We start from the raw sequence: 13,541 nt of genomic DNA on the forward strand, positions 1-13,541 counted from the left end.
AGATGTCTGGAGTGTCGGCCTAGACGGCCGCCGGTGGTCCGCGAGCGACCGGCAGTTCGAGCGCAGGCCGGGGTGCCGCAACGAGGTCGGTCCGCTCGATCAGGATCGCCACGACCATCTGCATCGGCCGCGCCACGGCGGGGACGTGCGGGACGGTGACGCCGCGCCCGAGCGCACAGAACGGACAGCTCGCGCATTGCTTGGCCGCAGTGCCGATGTCGTCCGACGTCGGACCGTCGGTGGAGCTCTGACAGATGATGGCGACGGCGTCGGGAGCCGCAACCGCAGCGCTCATCGCGGAGAGCGCCAGCGCGGACTGGAAGATCAGGGCCCATGCCGCAAACCAGACGAGAGCGCCGCCGAGCCGCGACAGCGCTGCGCGCCGCCGCGCTGAGCGCATGCGCGCCTCACGTCGTCCTGATGCGATGCCTTGTCGTTGACGCCCCTGACGAGCCACCGGCTGACGCTCCCGTCCCTTGGAATGACCTACAGGAGCGGGCATCGCAATGGCAATGGAGTATGTGCGATGTCGTCTTCTCCCGTCGCAGTGGATCAATTCGGCCACAGTGAAGTAGCTTCAACTCAGTCGCGAGCCGCAGCGGGCGTGAAATGCTGATCGACGCGTCCTGCGAGTCGAACTCAATCGCGAAGCGGTCTCGAGCGACCGATGAGACCGGGCCTGGACACCGTCGCCAACAACTGTCAAATACATCCTCATGACCTTCCGCGTTCACGTCGCAGGCGCTGCACCGAGCAGCCGAATTACCGACCCGGCCTGATCCGTCGGGCCGGGCGCTTCCGCCTGCGAGAATTGCCTGTGAATGCTGTTGGCGTCCGAAGCGGCGCCGTATGCGAGGTCCCTCCATGTCTTCTCATCCTGCCACGCTGCACCTCGTGTGCGGCAAGATCGCTGCCGGCAAATCGACGCTGACCGCCGCGCTGGGCCAGCTCCCAGGCAACGTCGTGATCGCCGAGGACGACTGGCTGGCGCGGCTCTATCCCGGCGAGCAGAGCACCCTGGCGGACTACGTGCGCAATTCGTCACGGCTGCGCAGCGTGATGGGGCCGCATGTCGTCGCACTGCTGCGGGCCGGCGTTTCGGTCGTGCTCGACTTTCCCGCCAACACGCCGGCGAGCCGCGCCTGGATGCGCGGCCTGTTCGAGGCAGCGGGCGTGCCGCACCAGCTGCACCATCTCGACGTGCCCGACGAGGTCTGCAAGGCGCGGCTGCGCGCCCGCAACGCAGAAGGCCGCCACGCCTTCACCGTGACCGACGAGGAGTTCGACCTGTTCACGAGCTACTTCGTGGCGCCGACGGCGGACGAAGGGTTCAACGTGATCGTCCAGCCCATGGAAACCCAAGGCAGTTGCGTAGCCCGATGAGCGCAGCGACATGCGGGTTCGCCAGGACAGCGCGTGAGAGCCCGGATGTTGCTTCACTCATCCGCTCTACGCGCTGCCCACCCCGATCCTGAAGCGCCGATTCTGCCGGCCTTTGTTATCAACCTTGAGAATACGAATCCGCCGCGCCCGCGCCGTCGAGGTGAGATGCGTGCCGCCGCAGGCCTGGCGGTCGAGGCCGTCGATGTCGACGATGCGGATCAGGCCGTCGGCCTGGCGCGGCGGTGCGACCGATTTGGCACGGAACAGTCCCGCGGTCGCCTGCGCGTCGTCATAGGGCATGTCGAAAGCACGCACCGGACGATCGTCCGAGATCGCGGCATTCACCGCGTCTTCCACCGCACGGAGCTGCTCCGGCGCCACCTTGGGCAGGTCGAAGTCGACGCTGAATTCGTCGGTCTCGGTCATGCGGACGCCGGTCAGCAGCGCGCCGTCGAACTGGGTGTAGACGGCGCTGTTGACGAGATGCGCCACCGTGTGCTGCTCGCTCATGCGCTGCCGGAACGCCGGATCGACCTGCAGCTCGATCACCCCGTCGGGGATGGCGTCGTCCCCGATCAGGTGCCAGATGCCGGCAGCGGTCGGCTCGAAGCCCACGACGTCGCGAACGATGCCATTCCACGCGATCGTGCCACGGTCCGGCAATTGGCCGCCGCCACCGGGATAGAATGGCGAGCGCGCCAGGAGCACCGCGCCCGGCCGTGCGTCGAGCGCCGTGATGTCGAGCTCCAGCACGTCGGGATGATCGACGGCGAAAGGGCGAGGCAGGAAGTCGGTCATGCGAGGCCGTTCACGGTCGGAGCCCGGATGAGCGCAGCGACATCCGGGTTCATCGAGATTGCGCGTGAGACCCCGCATGTCGCTGCGCTCATGCGGGCTACGATCCTTTCCTAGACATACGCAGCGTCGCTCGTCCGCGCAACTTGGACGGCAGGCGACGCCTCACCGGCACGCCGCCACCGTGAACCACGCCATGCGGAAGGCGCCGTCGTGCAGGCGAAGGCATACGGTGTCGCCCGGCTGCAGCCGCTCATACAGCGCCTGCGCGATATGCGCATTGGCTGCCGTCGCAAACGGCCCCCACGGCTCCAGCGTCACCTGGTAGGTCGCAAGCCGGCTATGGCCGAGATGCTTTGACAGCACGCGGCTGCGCAGCAGCGCCGGCGCCGAGCGGTCGAGCGCGGTGTTGAACTGGCCGAGCGCTCCGAACGCATAGGCGGCAACGAAGACGGCAGCGAGCAGCAGCCGCCAGCCGCGCCGGCGGAGCTGGGTTTCGAACCGCGCGGCGACGATGAGGAAAATGATCGCGACCGCGGCCGCGAAGGCCGTCAGCGGCAGCCAACTGACGAGATTGACGTCCGACAGCGTGCGCGCGGCGAGCGTGCCGGCCGCCACGATGCAACCGGTGCCGAGATTGGCGCCGTAGCCGGAGCCGAGGCCGATGCGGAACCGCCCGGGAAAGCGCAAGGTGAGGACGAGCGCCAGCAGCGGAATGACGGTGACGACCGCGATCAGCTGGCCGGCCGGAAAGCTCGGGAAGAGCGACCAGGCTGCGAGCCCGATTGCGAACAGCGAGAAGCCCAGGGCGATGCGCTGTGACGGCGCGCCACTGCCGCCGGGGCCGTCATTGTCGCCGGGCCTGTCGTCGCGCGGGTGGGGAGCGTTCATCGCCAGATCCGTATCGAGGGTGTTTCCCGCTGATAGCGGAGGAGGGTTGACCGACGACGAATGCGCCGGCGATTTGACAGCGACGGGCCGGGTTGCGACTGTCCGCAGCCAGAGCAAGAAAGCTGCACCAGGAAACGCCAGGAACACCGTATGTCAACAGAGCATGTCGACGTGCTGATCGTCGGCGCCGGGCTGTCCGGCATCGCCGCCGCCTATCATCTGCAGCACAAGTGCCCGGGCAAGCGCTTCGCGATCCTGGAGGGGCGGGGCGCGATCGGCGGCACATGGGACCTGTTCCGCTATCCCGGCATCCGCTCCGACAGCGACATGTACACGCTTGGCTATTCGTTCAAGCCGTGGACAGATCCGAAGGCGATCGCCGACGGGCCGCAGATCCTGAAATATGTCCAGGACACCGCGACCGAGAACGGCATCGACCGCCACATCCGGTTCAACCATCGGGTCCGGCGTGCGTCGTGGTCGAGCGCGGACGCATGCTGGACCGTCGAGGCCGAGCGCCGGACGGAGCAGGGCACGGTCGAGACCGTGCGGATGACCTCAGGCTTTCTGTTCATGTGCTCCGGCTACTACCGCTACGAAAAGGGCTACCTGCCGGACTTCAAGGGCATGGCCGATTTCAAGGGCCGCATCGTGCATCCGCAGGCCTGGCCTGAGGACCTCGACTATGCCGGCAAGCGCGTCGTCGTGATCGGCTCCGGCGCGACCGCGGTCACATTGGTGCCGGCGATGGCCAAGTCCGCCGCGCATGTGACGATGCTGCAGCGCTCGCCGACCTATGTGGTGTCGCGCCCCGCGCAGGACGCGCTCGCCAACAAGCTCCGCCGGCATCTGCCCGCTGCTCTCGCCTATCACCTGATCCGCTGGCGCAACGTGCTGTTCGGGATGTATTTCTTCCAGCTCAGCCGGCGCAAGCCGCAGCGGGTCAAGCAGCTGATCCTGGGCGGGGTGCGCGCCGCGCTGGGTCCCGATTACGACGTCGCCACCCATTTCACGCCGCGCTACAACCCGTGGGACCAGCGGTTGTGCCTGGTGCCGGACGGCGACCTGTTCAAGACCATTCGCGAGCAGCGTGCCTCGGTCGTGACGGCCGGGATCGAGACCTTCACCGAGCGCGGCCTGCGCCTCACCGACGGCCGCGAGATCGAGGCCGATGTCGTGGTCACCGCGACCGGCCTGGTGCTGCAGGTGCTCGGCGGCCTCGAGGTCGTCGTGGACGGCCGCACCGTCGATTTCGCCAAGACGCTCAACTACAAGGGCATGATGTATTCCGACGTGCCGAACCTGGCGGCGACGCTCGGCTACACCAACGCGTCGTGGACGCTGAAATGCGACCTCACCTGCGAATATGTCTGCCGGCTCCTCAACTACATGGACCGGCACGGCTACCGCCAATGCGTGCCGCACAATGACGACGCCACCGTCACGCCGCTGCCGTCGCTGAGCTTCAGCTCCGGCTATGTGCAGCGCTCGGTCGCCGAGCTGCCGAAACAGGGCTCGAAGCGGCCGTGGCGGCTGTACCAGAACTACGCCCTCGATATCGTCTCCCTGCGCTTCGGCAAGGTCGACGATGGCGTGATGCGGTATTCGTGAGGGCAGGGCGCACTAGCGGGGGAGTGTTTGTCGACGCCGCGCTCGCGGGGCCTCATGGTTCGAGACGGCGCTTCGCGCCTCCTCACCATGAGGGGAAACATCTCGCCACCGCAGAGGATTTCGCCACGCACTCGATCCTCATCCTGAGGAGCCCGCCGCAGGCGGGCGTCTCGAAGGATGGCCGCAACGACGGTGTCAGCGTCAGTTCTTATCGGGCGCGACCGTGCGCATGGTGGGGTGGAGCAGGAGCAACCTTCACCGCTCCTCCGCCGCCCCCTCCCGCAGCGGCGCGCGGCTGAGGTCGTTGGCGGCGGCGATCGCCTTGCGCATCAGGCGCACCAGCTCGTTCGCCTCGGCCGCGCTGAGGCCGCGCACCATCAGCCGCTGCGCGGCCTCGACCGCCGGCGTGATCGCCTCCAGCGTCCTTTTCCCCTCATCGGTGATCAACAGCTCCCGTGACCGGCGGTCGCGCGCGCTCGCTCGGCGGACAACGAGGCCTTTCTGTGCGAGCCGGTCGATCACGCCGGTGATCGTGGTGCGGTCATAGGCGATCAGGCCAGCGAGCGTGATCTGGTCGATCGCCGGGTTGGCCGCGATCGCCGCCAGCGCCGCATATTGCACCGGCGTCAGGTCGAAGCCGGCCGCTTCCACCTCCGCCAGAAACACCGCCACGGCGATCTGCTGAAACCGGCGCGCCAGGTGCCCCGGCATGTCCCGCATCTCGGTCAATTCGAATCTCCTGTCACCAGCTTGACAAGCATACTGATGATCAGCATACTGATCAATAAGGAACAGCGAGGGAGGGTGGTCACGTGCAGTTTCATCTCAATGGCTTCCAGCCGGGCGATCCCGAAATCTTCGACACGGCCGAACGTGTCGCGAGCGCCGGCGCGAGCAGCCCGCTGCCGGCCGAGGCCGACGTCCTCATCGTCGGCTGCGGCCCGGCGGGCCTCAATCTCGCCGCCCAGCTCTCTGCCTTCCCCGACATCAAGACCTGCATCGTCGAGCAGAAGCCCGGCCGGCTGCTGCTCGGCCAGGCCGACGGCATCGCCTGCCGCACCATGGAGATGTTCCAGGCCTATGGCTTCGCCGAGAAAGTGCTGAGGGAAGCGTGCTGGATCAACGAGACCACGTTCTGGAAGCCCGATGACGCCGACCGCGCGCATATTGCGCGCAGCGGCCGCGTGCAGGACGTGGAGGATGGCCTGTCGGAGATGCCGCATGTCGTGCTCAACCAGGCTCGCGTGCACGACTTCTTCCTGGACGTGATGCGCCGTTCGGCCGCGAAGCTCGAGCCGCACTACGCCCGGCGACTGCGGGACCTTCATATCGATCCGTCCACAGGCAATGACGCACACGGCGTGACCGTCAGCTTCGACCGCATCGATCCGGAGCATGAAGGCCAGGTCGAGACCATCAAGGCGCGCTACGTGGTCGGCTGTGACGGTGCACGCAGCATCGTGCGCAAGGCGATCGGCCGCGAGCTGCACGGCGATTCCGCCAACCACGCCTGGGGCGTGATGGACGTGCTCGCCGTCACCGATTTTCCCGACATCCGCTTCAAGTCGCTGATCCAGTCCGCCAAGGACGGCAGCCTGCTGGTGATCCCGCGCGAGGGCGGCTATCTCGTCCGGCTCTATGTCGAGCTTGCCAAGCTTGAGGTCGGCGAGCGCGTGGCGGGCCGCAACATCACCGTCGACGAAGTGATCGCCAAGGCGCAGCGCATTCTCGCGCCATATACGCTTCAGGTGAAGGAGGTCGCGTGGTGGTCGGTCTACGAGATCGGCCAGCGCATCACCGACAAGTTCGACGACGTGCCGGAGGCGGAGGTCGCAACGCGGCTGCCGCGCGTGTTCATCGCCGGCGACGCCTGCCACACCCACAGCCCGAAGGCGGGGCAGGGCATGAACGTCTCGATGCAGGACACGTTCAATCTCGGCTGGAAGCTCGCCGCCGTGCTGGGCAAGCGCTGCGCGCCGGAGCTCCTGCACAGCTATTCAGCCGAGCGGCGGGCCATCGCCCAGGAGCTGATCGATTTCGATCGCGAATGGGCAGGAATTCTCGCCTCCGCCGCCAAGCAGGGCGGCGCCGATGCGGCCAAGACGCAGGACTATTTCGTGCGCCACGGCCGCTACACGGCGGGCACCGCCACGCACTATCGGCCCTCCGTCCTCACCGGCGACGACACCTTCCAGCCGCTCGCCACAGGCTTCGTCATCGGCAAGCGCTTTCACTCGGCGCCGGTCATCCGGCTCGGCGACGCCAAGCCGGTGCAGCTCGGCCACGTCGTCCAGGCCGACGGCCGCTTCCGCATCTTCGCTTTCGCGGAGGCAGAGGATCCGGCCGCGCCGGGGTCCGCGATCCGCCGCCTGTGCACATTCCTCAGCGAGGATTCCGCCTCACCCCTGCGCCGCCACACCCCGGCGGGCGCCGACATCGACTCCGTGATCGATCTGCGCGCGGTGTTCCAGCAGGGGCATCGCGAGCTCGCGCTCGAACGAATGCCGGAGCTGCTGCTGCCGCGCAAGGGCCGTTACGGCCTCATCGACTACGAGAAGATGTTCTGTGCCGATCTGAAGAGCGGCCAGGACATCTTTGCGATGCGCGGCGTCGATCGCGCGGCGGGCTGCATCGTGATCGTGCGGCCCGATCAGTATGTCGCCGACGTCCTGCCACTCGACGACGTCAGGAGGCTGTCGGCGTATTTCGATCGTGTGCTGCTGCCGGTCCGCTGAGGGATGCAGAGGGTAAACGAAATCCAAATCCGGCCCCTGGATTTCAGGGCTTGGCGCTAGTCAGATCCCAAGGTTTCCTCGCTACAAACGAGGTCTCCGGAATGGACGATCGAGTGGGTGAGACGTCGAAATGTTGATGTTGGCGAACCGTCGCAAGAGTGAACGTCGGCTGTGCAGGAGGATCGCGAAGATTCACTACGGCAACGGCAGCCTGCCGCGCGACTGCACGGTCACGGATATTTCCGACGGCGGCGTCAAGGTGATCGCCGAATTCGTCGAGATTCCCCCGCAGTTCACCATCGTCTTCGCGCCCGACCACCAGCGAAAGTGCCGGCTGGCCTGGCGCATCGGCTGCGAGTTCGGCGCCGAATTCATCGATTGAGGCGGGCCGGCCGCGCCCGCTTAACGGGACCTTAGGGTTAATCTGCCAGCGTGCAGATCATCTGGTCCCGAAGTAGTTCAGTTGCATGCGTACGCGGCCCCTCCGCTCTCTCCCTCTGCTCCGGCCGGCCGCGTTCGCGCTGTCGTTCACGGCCGTGCTGCTCGGTCTCGGCGCCTGCCAGACCACCGATCTCAGCGAGGTCACGGGGGCCCTGGGCGGCAATCCCGAAAAGAGCCGCGCTGCCGCCGCCGACCCGCGCGCCGAGATCGACCAGCTTCGCGAGCGCTTCCGCGCCAGTCCCGACGATCCCGAGGTGGCGCTGCGCTATGGCAGCGCCCTGCGCGCCACCGGCCAGCGCTCGCAGGCCGTCGCCGTGCTGGAGCAGGCGAGCATCGCAAGCCCCGGCAACAGGACGCTGCTTGCGGCCTATGGCCGTGCGCTCGCCGACAACGGCAATTTCCAGCAGGCGTTCGACGTGCTCAGCCGCGCGCATTCGCCCGAGGATCCCGACTGGCGCATCCTGTCGGCGCAGGGCGCCACGCTCGACCAGATGGGGCGCAACGAGGAGGCCCGGCAATACTACATGACGGCGCTGAAGATCGCCCCTGACGACCCGTCCGTGCTGTCCAATCTCGGTCTCTCCTACGCGCTCACGAACGAGCTGCCGAAGGCCGAGGAGCAGTTGCGCAAGGCGAGCGCGCATCCCGATGCCAGCCCGCGGGTCAGGACCAACCTCGCCGTCATCGTCGGGCTGGAGGGCCGGATGAGCGAGGCCGAGAGCATCGCGCGATCAGGACTGCCGCCGGAGCAGGCCAGCGCCAGCGTCGCCTATGTCAAGCGCATCCTGGAGCGCCGCAAGATCGCGCAGCGCGAGCTGTCGCCGCGCCGTGACCGTCCGGTGGCCGGCGAGCCCGACAAGGCGCTGGCGCGGGCGCTCAGCCGGTCCGACGACTAAGGAAAGCCGGTTTTCCCTCGCGACAAACGCCGAAGGCGTTTGCGCGGAGATCATGCTCAAATAGAGAGATGAGATCATGATGCGATTCCGTGGCATCGCATCATGATCTCAGGCGCTATTTCGCGCCGAGCAGCTTTGCGATCGGCGCCAGCAGCGAGCTGCGCTGCGGCTTGTGGTCGATCCGCCCGGTCAGCCGGTTGGCGATGTCCTGGAACAGTTTTGGCGTGCGGCTCAGCGCCGCGATCTCCGCGATCATCTGGCCGTTGTTGGCGGCGGTGCCGAACAGCTTGCAGTCGAACGGGATGATCGCGACCGGCTCGGCCTCGACGGTCTTGGCGAAGCGCTTCAGGTCGATCTCCGGCCGCTTGGGCATGCCGACCTGGTTCAGGCAGTACAGCGGCGGCCGGTCGTTGGGACGCGAGGCCTTGAGCACGCCGAGCAGGTTCTTGGCGTTGCGCAGGTTCGCCAGATCGGGCTCGGCGACCACGAGGATGTCGTCGGCATTGATCAGCGCGTGCCGCGTCCAGGCCGACCATTGGTGCGGCACGTCGAGCACGATGCATTGCTGGGTCATGCGCAGGGTGTCGAAGATGGCGTCGAACGCGTCGGCGCCGAAATCATAGACGCGGTCGAGGGTCGCGGGGGCGGCGAGCAGGTTGAGATTTTCGGTGCATTTGGCGAGCAGGCGCTCCATCAGCGCCGTATCCGGCCTGTCGGGCTGGAACACGGCGTTGGCGATGCCCTGCAGCGGATCCTGGTTGTAGTCCAGTCCCGCGGTGCCGAACGCCATGTCGAGATCGATGACGACGGAATCCAGCGTCAGGTCGCGCGCCATGCTCCAGGCGACGTTGTGGGCGACGGTGGAGGCGCCGACGCCGCCCTTGGCGCCGACCACGGCGATGATGCGGCCGGTGATCACGGCCTCCGAGGCCGAGAACAGGCTGCAGACCGAGCGGATGACGTCGATGGTCTCGACCGGGCCGATCACGTAGTCGTTGACGCCGCGCCGGACCAGCTCGCGATAGGCGACGCCGTCGGCCGGGCTGCCGATCAGCACCACGCGGGTGCCCGGATCGCAGACGCTGGCGAGATCGTCGAGGCCGCCGAGAATGTCGCCGCCGGGCCTGGTCTCGATCACGATGACGTTCGGCGTCGGCTGCGAATGATAGGTCTCGATGGCGCGCGCCATGCCGCCCGCCTTGATCGTGATGTGCGCCTTGCCGAGCCGGCGGTCCTGGCTGGCGGCGAGGATCGCGGACGAGGTCTGGTCGGTTTCGCAGAACGCCTGCACCGAGACGCGCGGCACCGGCGCGATGTGGTCGTCGAGCACGGGGCCGCTGGGGGCGGCCGGCTCGTCCTGGCTTTGACGGGACGCGTTGATCATTTGCCTGTATCGCTGAGCTTGGCCTTCTCGGACTCCGGATACGCCACCGCGGTCGACTCGCCCTTGCGGTACTTCTCGAACAAAGCGGAGCGGCGCGGCGTATAGGCGGCCATCTCCGAGCGTGGCTGCTCGAGATCGGCCGGGTTGTCGATCATCGCGGCGAGGTTGCGCTGCGTGGCGCAGCCGAAATTCTGATAGTGCTGGTTGCTGCTGTAGCCGCGATTGTCGAGGTTCGGCCCGAGGTCGTCCGGCCACAGCCCGCAGGGGCCGGCGACGGCGGCGATCTTCGGATAGCTCAGCCGGATGACGGCGAGCTGCCGCGGATCATCGGGCATGGTGTTGCGCAGGGTGATCGCGTGCCCGGGAACGCCGCCGGCGGTCAGCACGGCGCGGATCTCGCGATAGGCGTCGGCCGCGGCGCGCGCGTTCGACGTGCCCGTCGGCACCTCCGCCATGATTCCGCCTGTGCCTTCGCGCAGCCATGAGCGCGCAAGCCCCGCGACGTCGACGCGCTGCTGGTAGGTCAGGCCGCCGCGGCCGCTGCCGACGAAGACGACGGTCGACTGCCGGCCTTCCTCGATCGCGATCGGATGGCGAATCCTGTAGTCGTCCGGGATCGTCGCGACGACCTCACCGGTGGTGGCGTTGCAGGCGCCGAGCGTGAGCGCCAGCCCCGCGATGGCGCCGATCCGGCGCAGCGTGCGTCCGCCGTCTCGTGTGGATGTTGCCGACATGATCGTTCCCCCGTGCCCCGTCGTCCCGCAACCTCAGTCGATGATGAAGCCGAAGCCGGCCGGCTGCCCCGTGGCCGCGTCGACCTTGGCGGCGATGCCGTACAGCCGGTTCATGCGGCCGAGCAGCGCCGACTCCGAGTCGGTGGCCGGCGCAAAGCCGTCGTCCGGACGCGACAGCTCCTTCTGGGCGACGGCGCGCACCACATAGGGCGTCACCATCACCATCAGCTCGGTCTCGTTGTTGACGTAGTCCTGGCTGCGGAATAGCTGGCCGAGCACCGGCAGCTGATTGAGCCCGGGCAGGCCGTTGATCGCCTGCTTGGTCTGGTTCTGGATCAGGCCGGCCATCGCCATCGATCCGCCGGAAGGAATCTCGACCGTGGTCTCGGCGCGGCGGGTGCGGATGGCGGGGATCGTCACCGACGAGGTCGAGGCCGAGGTCAGCGCGTAGGACACCGTGATCGCATTGTCGTTCGACAGCTCCGACACCTCCGTCATCACCCGCAGGCTGATGCGGCCTTCGCCGAGCACGACGGGCGTGAAGTTGAGCGAGATGCCGAACTTCTTGTAGGTGATCGACGTGCTGCACACCCGCGTGGTCGGGTCGCAGGAATAGCCGCCGGGAATCGGGAATTCACCGCCCGCGATGAAGGTCGCGGATTCGCCGGAGATCGCGGTCAGGTTGGGCTCGGCCAGCGTCTTGACGACACCGGCCGTCTCCATCGCGCGCAGCGTCGCCGACACCGACGACAAGCCGCCGCCGGTGGCGGACAGGCCGTTGGTCCCAACCAGCGACTTGCCATAGGCGGTGAACGGGTTGGTGTTGTTGAAGTTCACCACCGCGGTGCCGTAGTTCAGGCTGGCGCTCAGATCGATGCCGAGCTGCTTGACGATCTCGCGCCGGACCTCCGACACGTTGACCTTCAGCATCACCTGGTCGCGGCCGCGCACGACGATCGAGTTGACCACCTTGTCGGCGCCGCCGACCAGCCGTGCGGCGATTTCGCCGGCCTGCTGCGCCTCGACTGGGCTCGACACCGATCCGGTCAAGATCACGCCCTCGCCGACGCCGTCGATCTTCACGCCGGGAATGCTCTGGCTCAGCGCTTGGCGCACGCCGTTGAGGTCGCGCTTGATCGCGATGTCGTAGGCCGCGACCTGCTGTCCCTCGCCGTCGAAGAACACCACGTTGGTCTGGCCGACCGCCGCGCCGATGATGTAGGCGCGCCGGGCCGAACGGACGACGGCGTTGGCGACCTTGGGATCGGCGACCAGCACGTCCTTGACGTCCTGCGGGAAGTCGACGACGACGGACTTGCCGATGCCGAGCGAAAGAAAGCGCATCTTCGACGAGCCGACCGACACCACGGGTGTCTCCAGCCTGTCGTCAGCCGCCTTCACCGGCGTCAGCGCCGGATTGAGCGCAAGCCCGATCACGGCCGATGTCGATAGCGCGCGGACGACCCACGTCCCGAACGTTGCGCGTTGATGCCCACCCATCATCTTCCACGTCCTTTCGATCACTTCTGCGCCGTGAGCGAGCTCGTGATCCCATAGCGAATGATCTCGATGGCGCTGCCCCGTCGCGCCATCTGCTGCTGCTGTTGCTGTGCCTCGGTCTTGTTGCCGTCGGCTGCGTTCACGTCAGCGATGCTGCGCAGCGCCAGCGCCAGCGAGCCGGCTTGGCGCGCGCGCGCCAGGGTCTCGGCCTGCTCGGGCCTGAGCTCGAGCGTCACCGTCTTGCCGACGACGGTGTTCTGGCCTTCCTTCTCCTTCGGCGCCTGGTCGATCGCGAGCACGCGGACGTTGGAGAGAATGATCTCGGAGCTGACGAAGTCGGCGGCGCCGGGCTTGTCAGGATTCTTGTCGCGCTTCGACAGGATGACGTCGACGCGGTCGTTCGGCAGGATGAAGCCGCCGGCGCCGGTCTCGGGCGAGATCTCGGTGGAGATCGCGCGCATGCCCGCGGGCAGGATCGCCGCCATGAAGCCGGAGCCGTCCGCCTTCACCAGCTTCTGCTCGCGGATCGGCTCGCCGATCACGAACGGCGAGCGGGCGATGGTGCCGACCAGCTGATTGGCCGCCTCGGGACGGTCGCCGCGCCGGATGAAGATGTTGCTCGCGGCCTCCGGCCATGTCTGCCAGATCAGGTCGCCGGGCTTGATCGCCTGTCCGAGTCCGATGTCGGTCTTGGCGACCAGCACCTCGACCGTCGGCAACTGCACGACCGGCGCCACCGGCGCCTGCCGCTGGCCGTCGGAATTGCTGACCAGATAGGCCGCAACGCCGCCCGCGCCGAGAGCGATGGTTAACACCACGATGCGTGCGGTCATCATACGCGTGACTACTCTGTTACTCATACACCGGGAGCAAACACGCTGACGACTGACAGCCGTTCTCCCTCACTAACGACTAAGCGCCAATGGTATAAGCAGACTTGAACGCGGCGGGCCGCGGCACCCGCATCAAGCAACGATTGCGCAAGTGGTGAACAGGTTGTTAGCGTGCAAATAGTGAAACGCCGCGAATGTGTTAGCTATTTGCGCACGGCGCGCCTGCACGCATCCGTCGGCTCGCGCGCGACAGAATGAGATCATGAGTTGCAGCCGCGCCTCAGTGCGAATCTCGTTAAGCTGAATCGTTTGCTAACAACACGAGCTTAGGAACGTCG

The 13,541-nt window shown here is 67.1% G+C and carries 13 protein-coding genes; 5 read left to right on the plus strand and 8 right to left on the minus strand.

Annotated features, from left to right (window positions below; all coding sequences use genetic code 11):
• Positions 1-19: 19 nt before the first annotated feature.
• Complete coding sequence (locus ACQR1H_RS27445; protein ID WP_316216897.1) at positions 20-400, minus strand: hypothetical protein; 381 nt, start codon at positions 398-400, stop codon at positions 20-22.
• A 464-nt stretch (positions 401-864) separates the two neighbouring features.
• Here ACQR1H_RS27445 and ACQR1H_RS27450 point away from each other — a divergent pair, with 464 nt between their 5' ends.
• Entirely contained in the window at positions 865-1,383 is a 519-nt protein-coding gene (locus ACQR1H_RS27450; protein ID WP_316216896.1) for an AAA family ATPase, read from the plus strand.
• Positions 1,384-1,449: 66 nt separating this feature from the next.
• Here the strand turns inward: ACQR1H_RS27450 and ACQR1H_RS27455 are convergent, their stop codons facing one another.
• A complete protein-coding gene (locus ACQR1H_RS27455; protein WP_434863751.1) occupies positions 1,450-2,181 on the minus strand; it encodes an alanyl-tRNA editing protein in 732 nt (243 codons plus the stop codon).
• Between the two features lie 162 nt (positions 2,182-2,343).
• Positions 2,344-3,069: a hypothetical protein gene (locus tag ACQR1H_RS27460; RefSeq protein WP_316180116.1), complete on the minus strand. Its 726-nt coding sequence runs from the start codon at positions 3,067-3,069 to the stop codon at positions 2,344-2,346.
• 150 nt (positions 3,070-3,219) lie between these two features.
• Here ACQR1H_RS27460 and ACQR1H_RS27465 point away from each other — a divergent pair, with 150 nt between their 5' ends.
• Positions 3,220-4,680: a flavin-containing monooxygenase gene (locus tag ACQR1H_RS27465; RefSeq protein ID WP_316216893.1), complete on the plus strand. Its 1,461-nt coding sequence runs from the start codon at positions 3,220-3,222 to the stop codon at positions 4,678-4,680.
• A 255-nt stretch (positions 4,681-4,935) separates the two neighbouring features.
• On the opposite strand, the gene ACQR1H_RS27470 is transcribed toward ACQR1H_RS27465, so the two are convergent.
• Positions 4,936-5,391 (minus strand): MarR family winged helix-turn-helix transcriptional regulator, encoded by a 456-nt coding sequence (locus tag ACQR1H_RS27470; protein WP_315803789.1) that lies wholly within the window; start codon positions 5,389-5,391, stop codon positions 4,936-4,938.
• Positions 5,392-5,492: 101 nt separating this feature from the next.
• Between ACQR1H_RS27470 and ACQR1H_RS27475 the strand changes: the two genes are divergently transcribed.
• From ACQR1H_RS27475 to ACQR1H_RS27485, 3 genes are all read left to right on the plus strand, one after another.
• Positions 5,493-7,415 (plus strand): FAD-binding monooxygenase, encoded by a 1,923-nt coding sequence (locus ACQR1H_RS27475; protein WP_434872576.1) that lies wholly within the window; start codon positions 5,493-5,495, stop codon positions 7,413-7,415.
• Between the two features lie 136 nt (positions 7,416-7,551).
• On the plus strand, positions 7,552-7,797 hold the full coding sequence (locus tag ACQR1H_RS27480; RefSeq protein ID WP_315712872.1) for a PilZ domain-containing protein: 246 nt from the start codon (positions 7,552-7,554) through the stop codon (positions 7,795-7,797).
• A gap of 85 nt (positions 7,798-7,882) precedes the next feature.
• The gene (locus ACQR1H_RS27485; RefSeq protein ID WP_315803527.1) at positions 7,883-8,752 is read left to right on the plus strand and encodes a tetratricopeptide repeat protein; all 870 of its coding nucleotides are present in this window, start codon (positions 7,883-7,885) and stop codon (positions 8,750-8,752) included.
• Between the two features lie 115 nt (positions 8,753-8,867).
• Here ACQR1H_RS27485 and ACQR1H_RS27490 read toward each other — a convergent pair whose 3' ends face one another.
• Genes ACQR1H_RS27490 through cpaB form a run of 4 tightly spaced genes read right to left on the minus strand, consistent with a single transcriptional unit; the run spans position 8,868 to position 13,206 of the window.
• Entirely contained in the window at positions 8,868-10,136 is a 1,269-nt protein-coding gene (locus ACQR1H_RS27490) for an AAA family ATPase (protein WP_316238906.1), read from the minus strand.
• Positions 10,133-10,870, minus strand: a complete 738-nt coding sequence (locus tag ACQR1H_RS27495; RefSeq protein WP_434895901.1) for a CpaD family pilus assembly protein — start codon at positions 10,868-10,870, stop codon at positions 10,133-10,135. Before ACQR1H_RS27495 ends, ACQR1H_RS27490 begins: the two co-directional genes overlap by 4 nt.
• A 33-nt stretch (positions 10,871-10,903) precedes the next feature.
• Complete coding sequence (locus ACQR1H_RS27500) at positions 10,904-12,373, minus strand: type II and III secretion system protein family protein (RefSeq protein ID WP_315803524.1); 1,470 nt, start codon at positions 12,371-12,373, stop codon at positions 10,904-10,906.
• A 17-nt stretch (positions 12,374-12,390) separates the two neighbouring features.
• Positions 12,391-13,206, minus strand: coding sequence for a Flp pilus assembly protein CpaB (gene cpaB, locus ACQR1H_RS27505; RefSeq protein ID WP_315712864.1), 816 nt, complete (start codon positions 13,204-13,206; stop codon positions 12,391-12,393).
• Positions 13,207-13,541: the final 335 nt, after the last annotated feature.

This window comes from Bradyrhizobium sp. HKCCYLRH2015 (assembly GCF_051168215.1).
Taxonomy (GTDB): Bacteria; Pseudomonadota; Alphaproteobacteria; order Rhizobiales; family Xanthobacteraceae; genus Bradyrhizobium.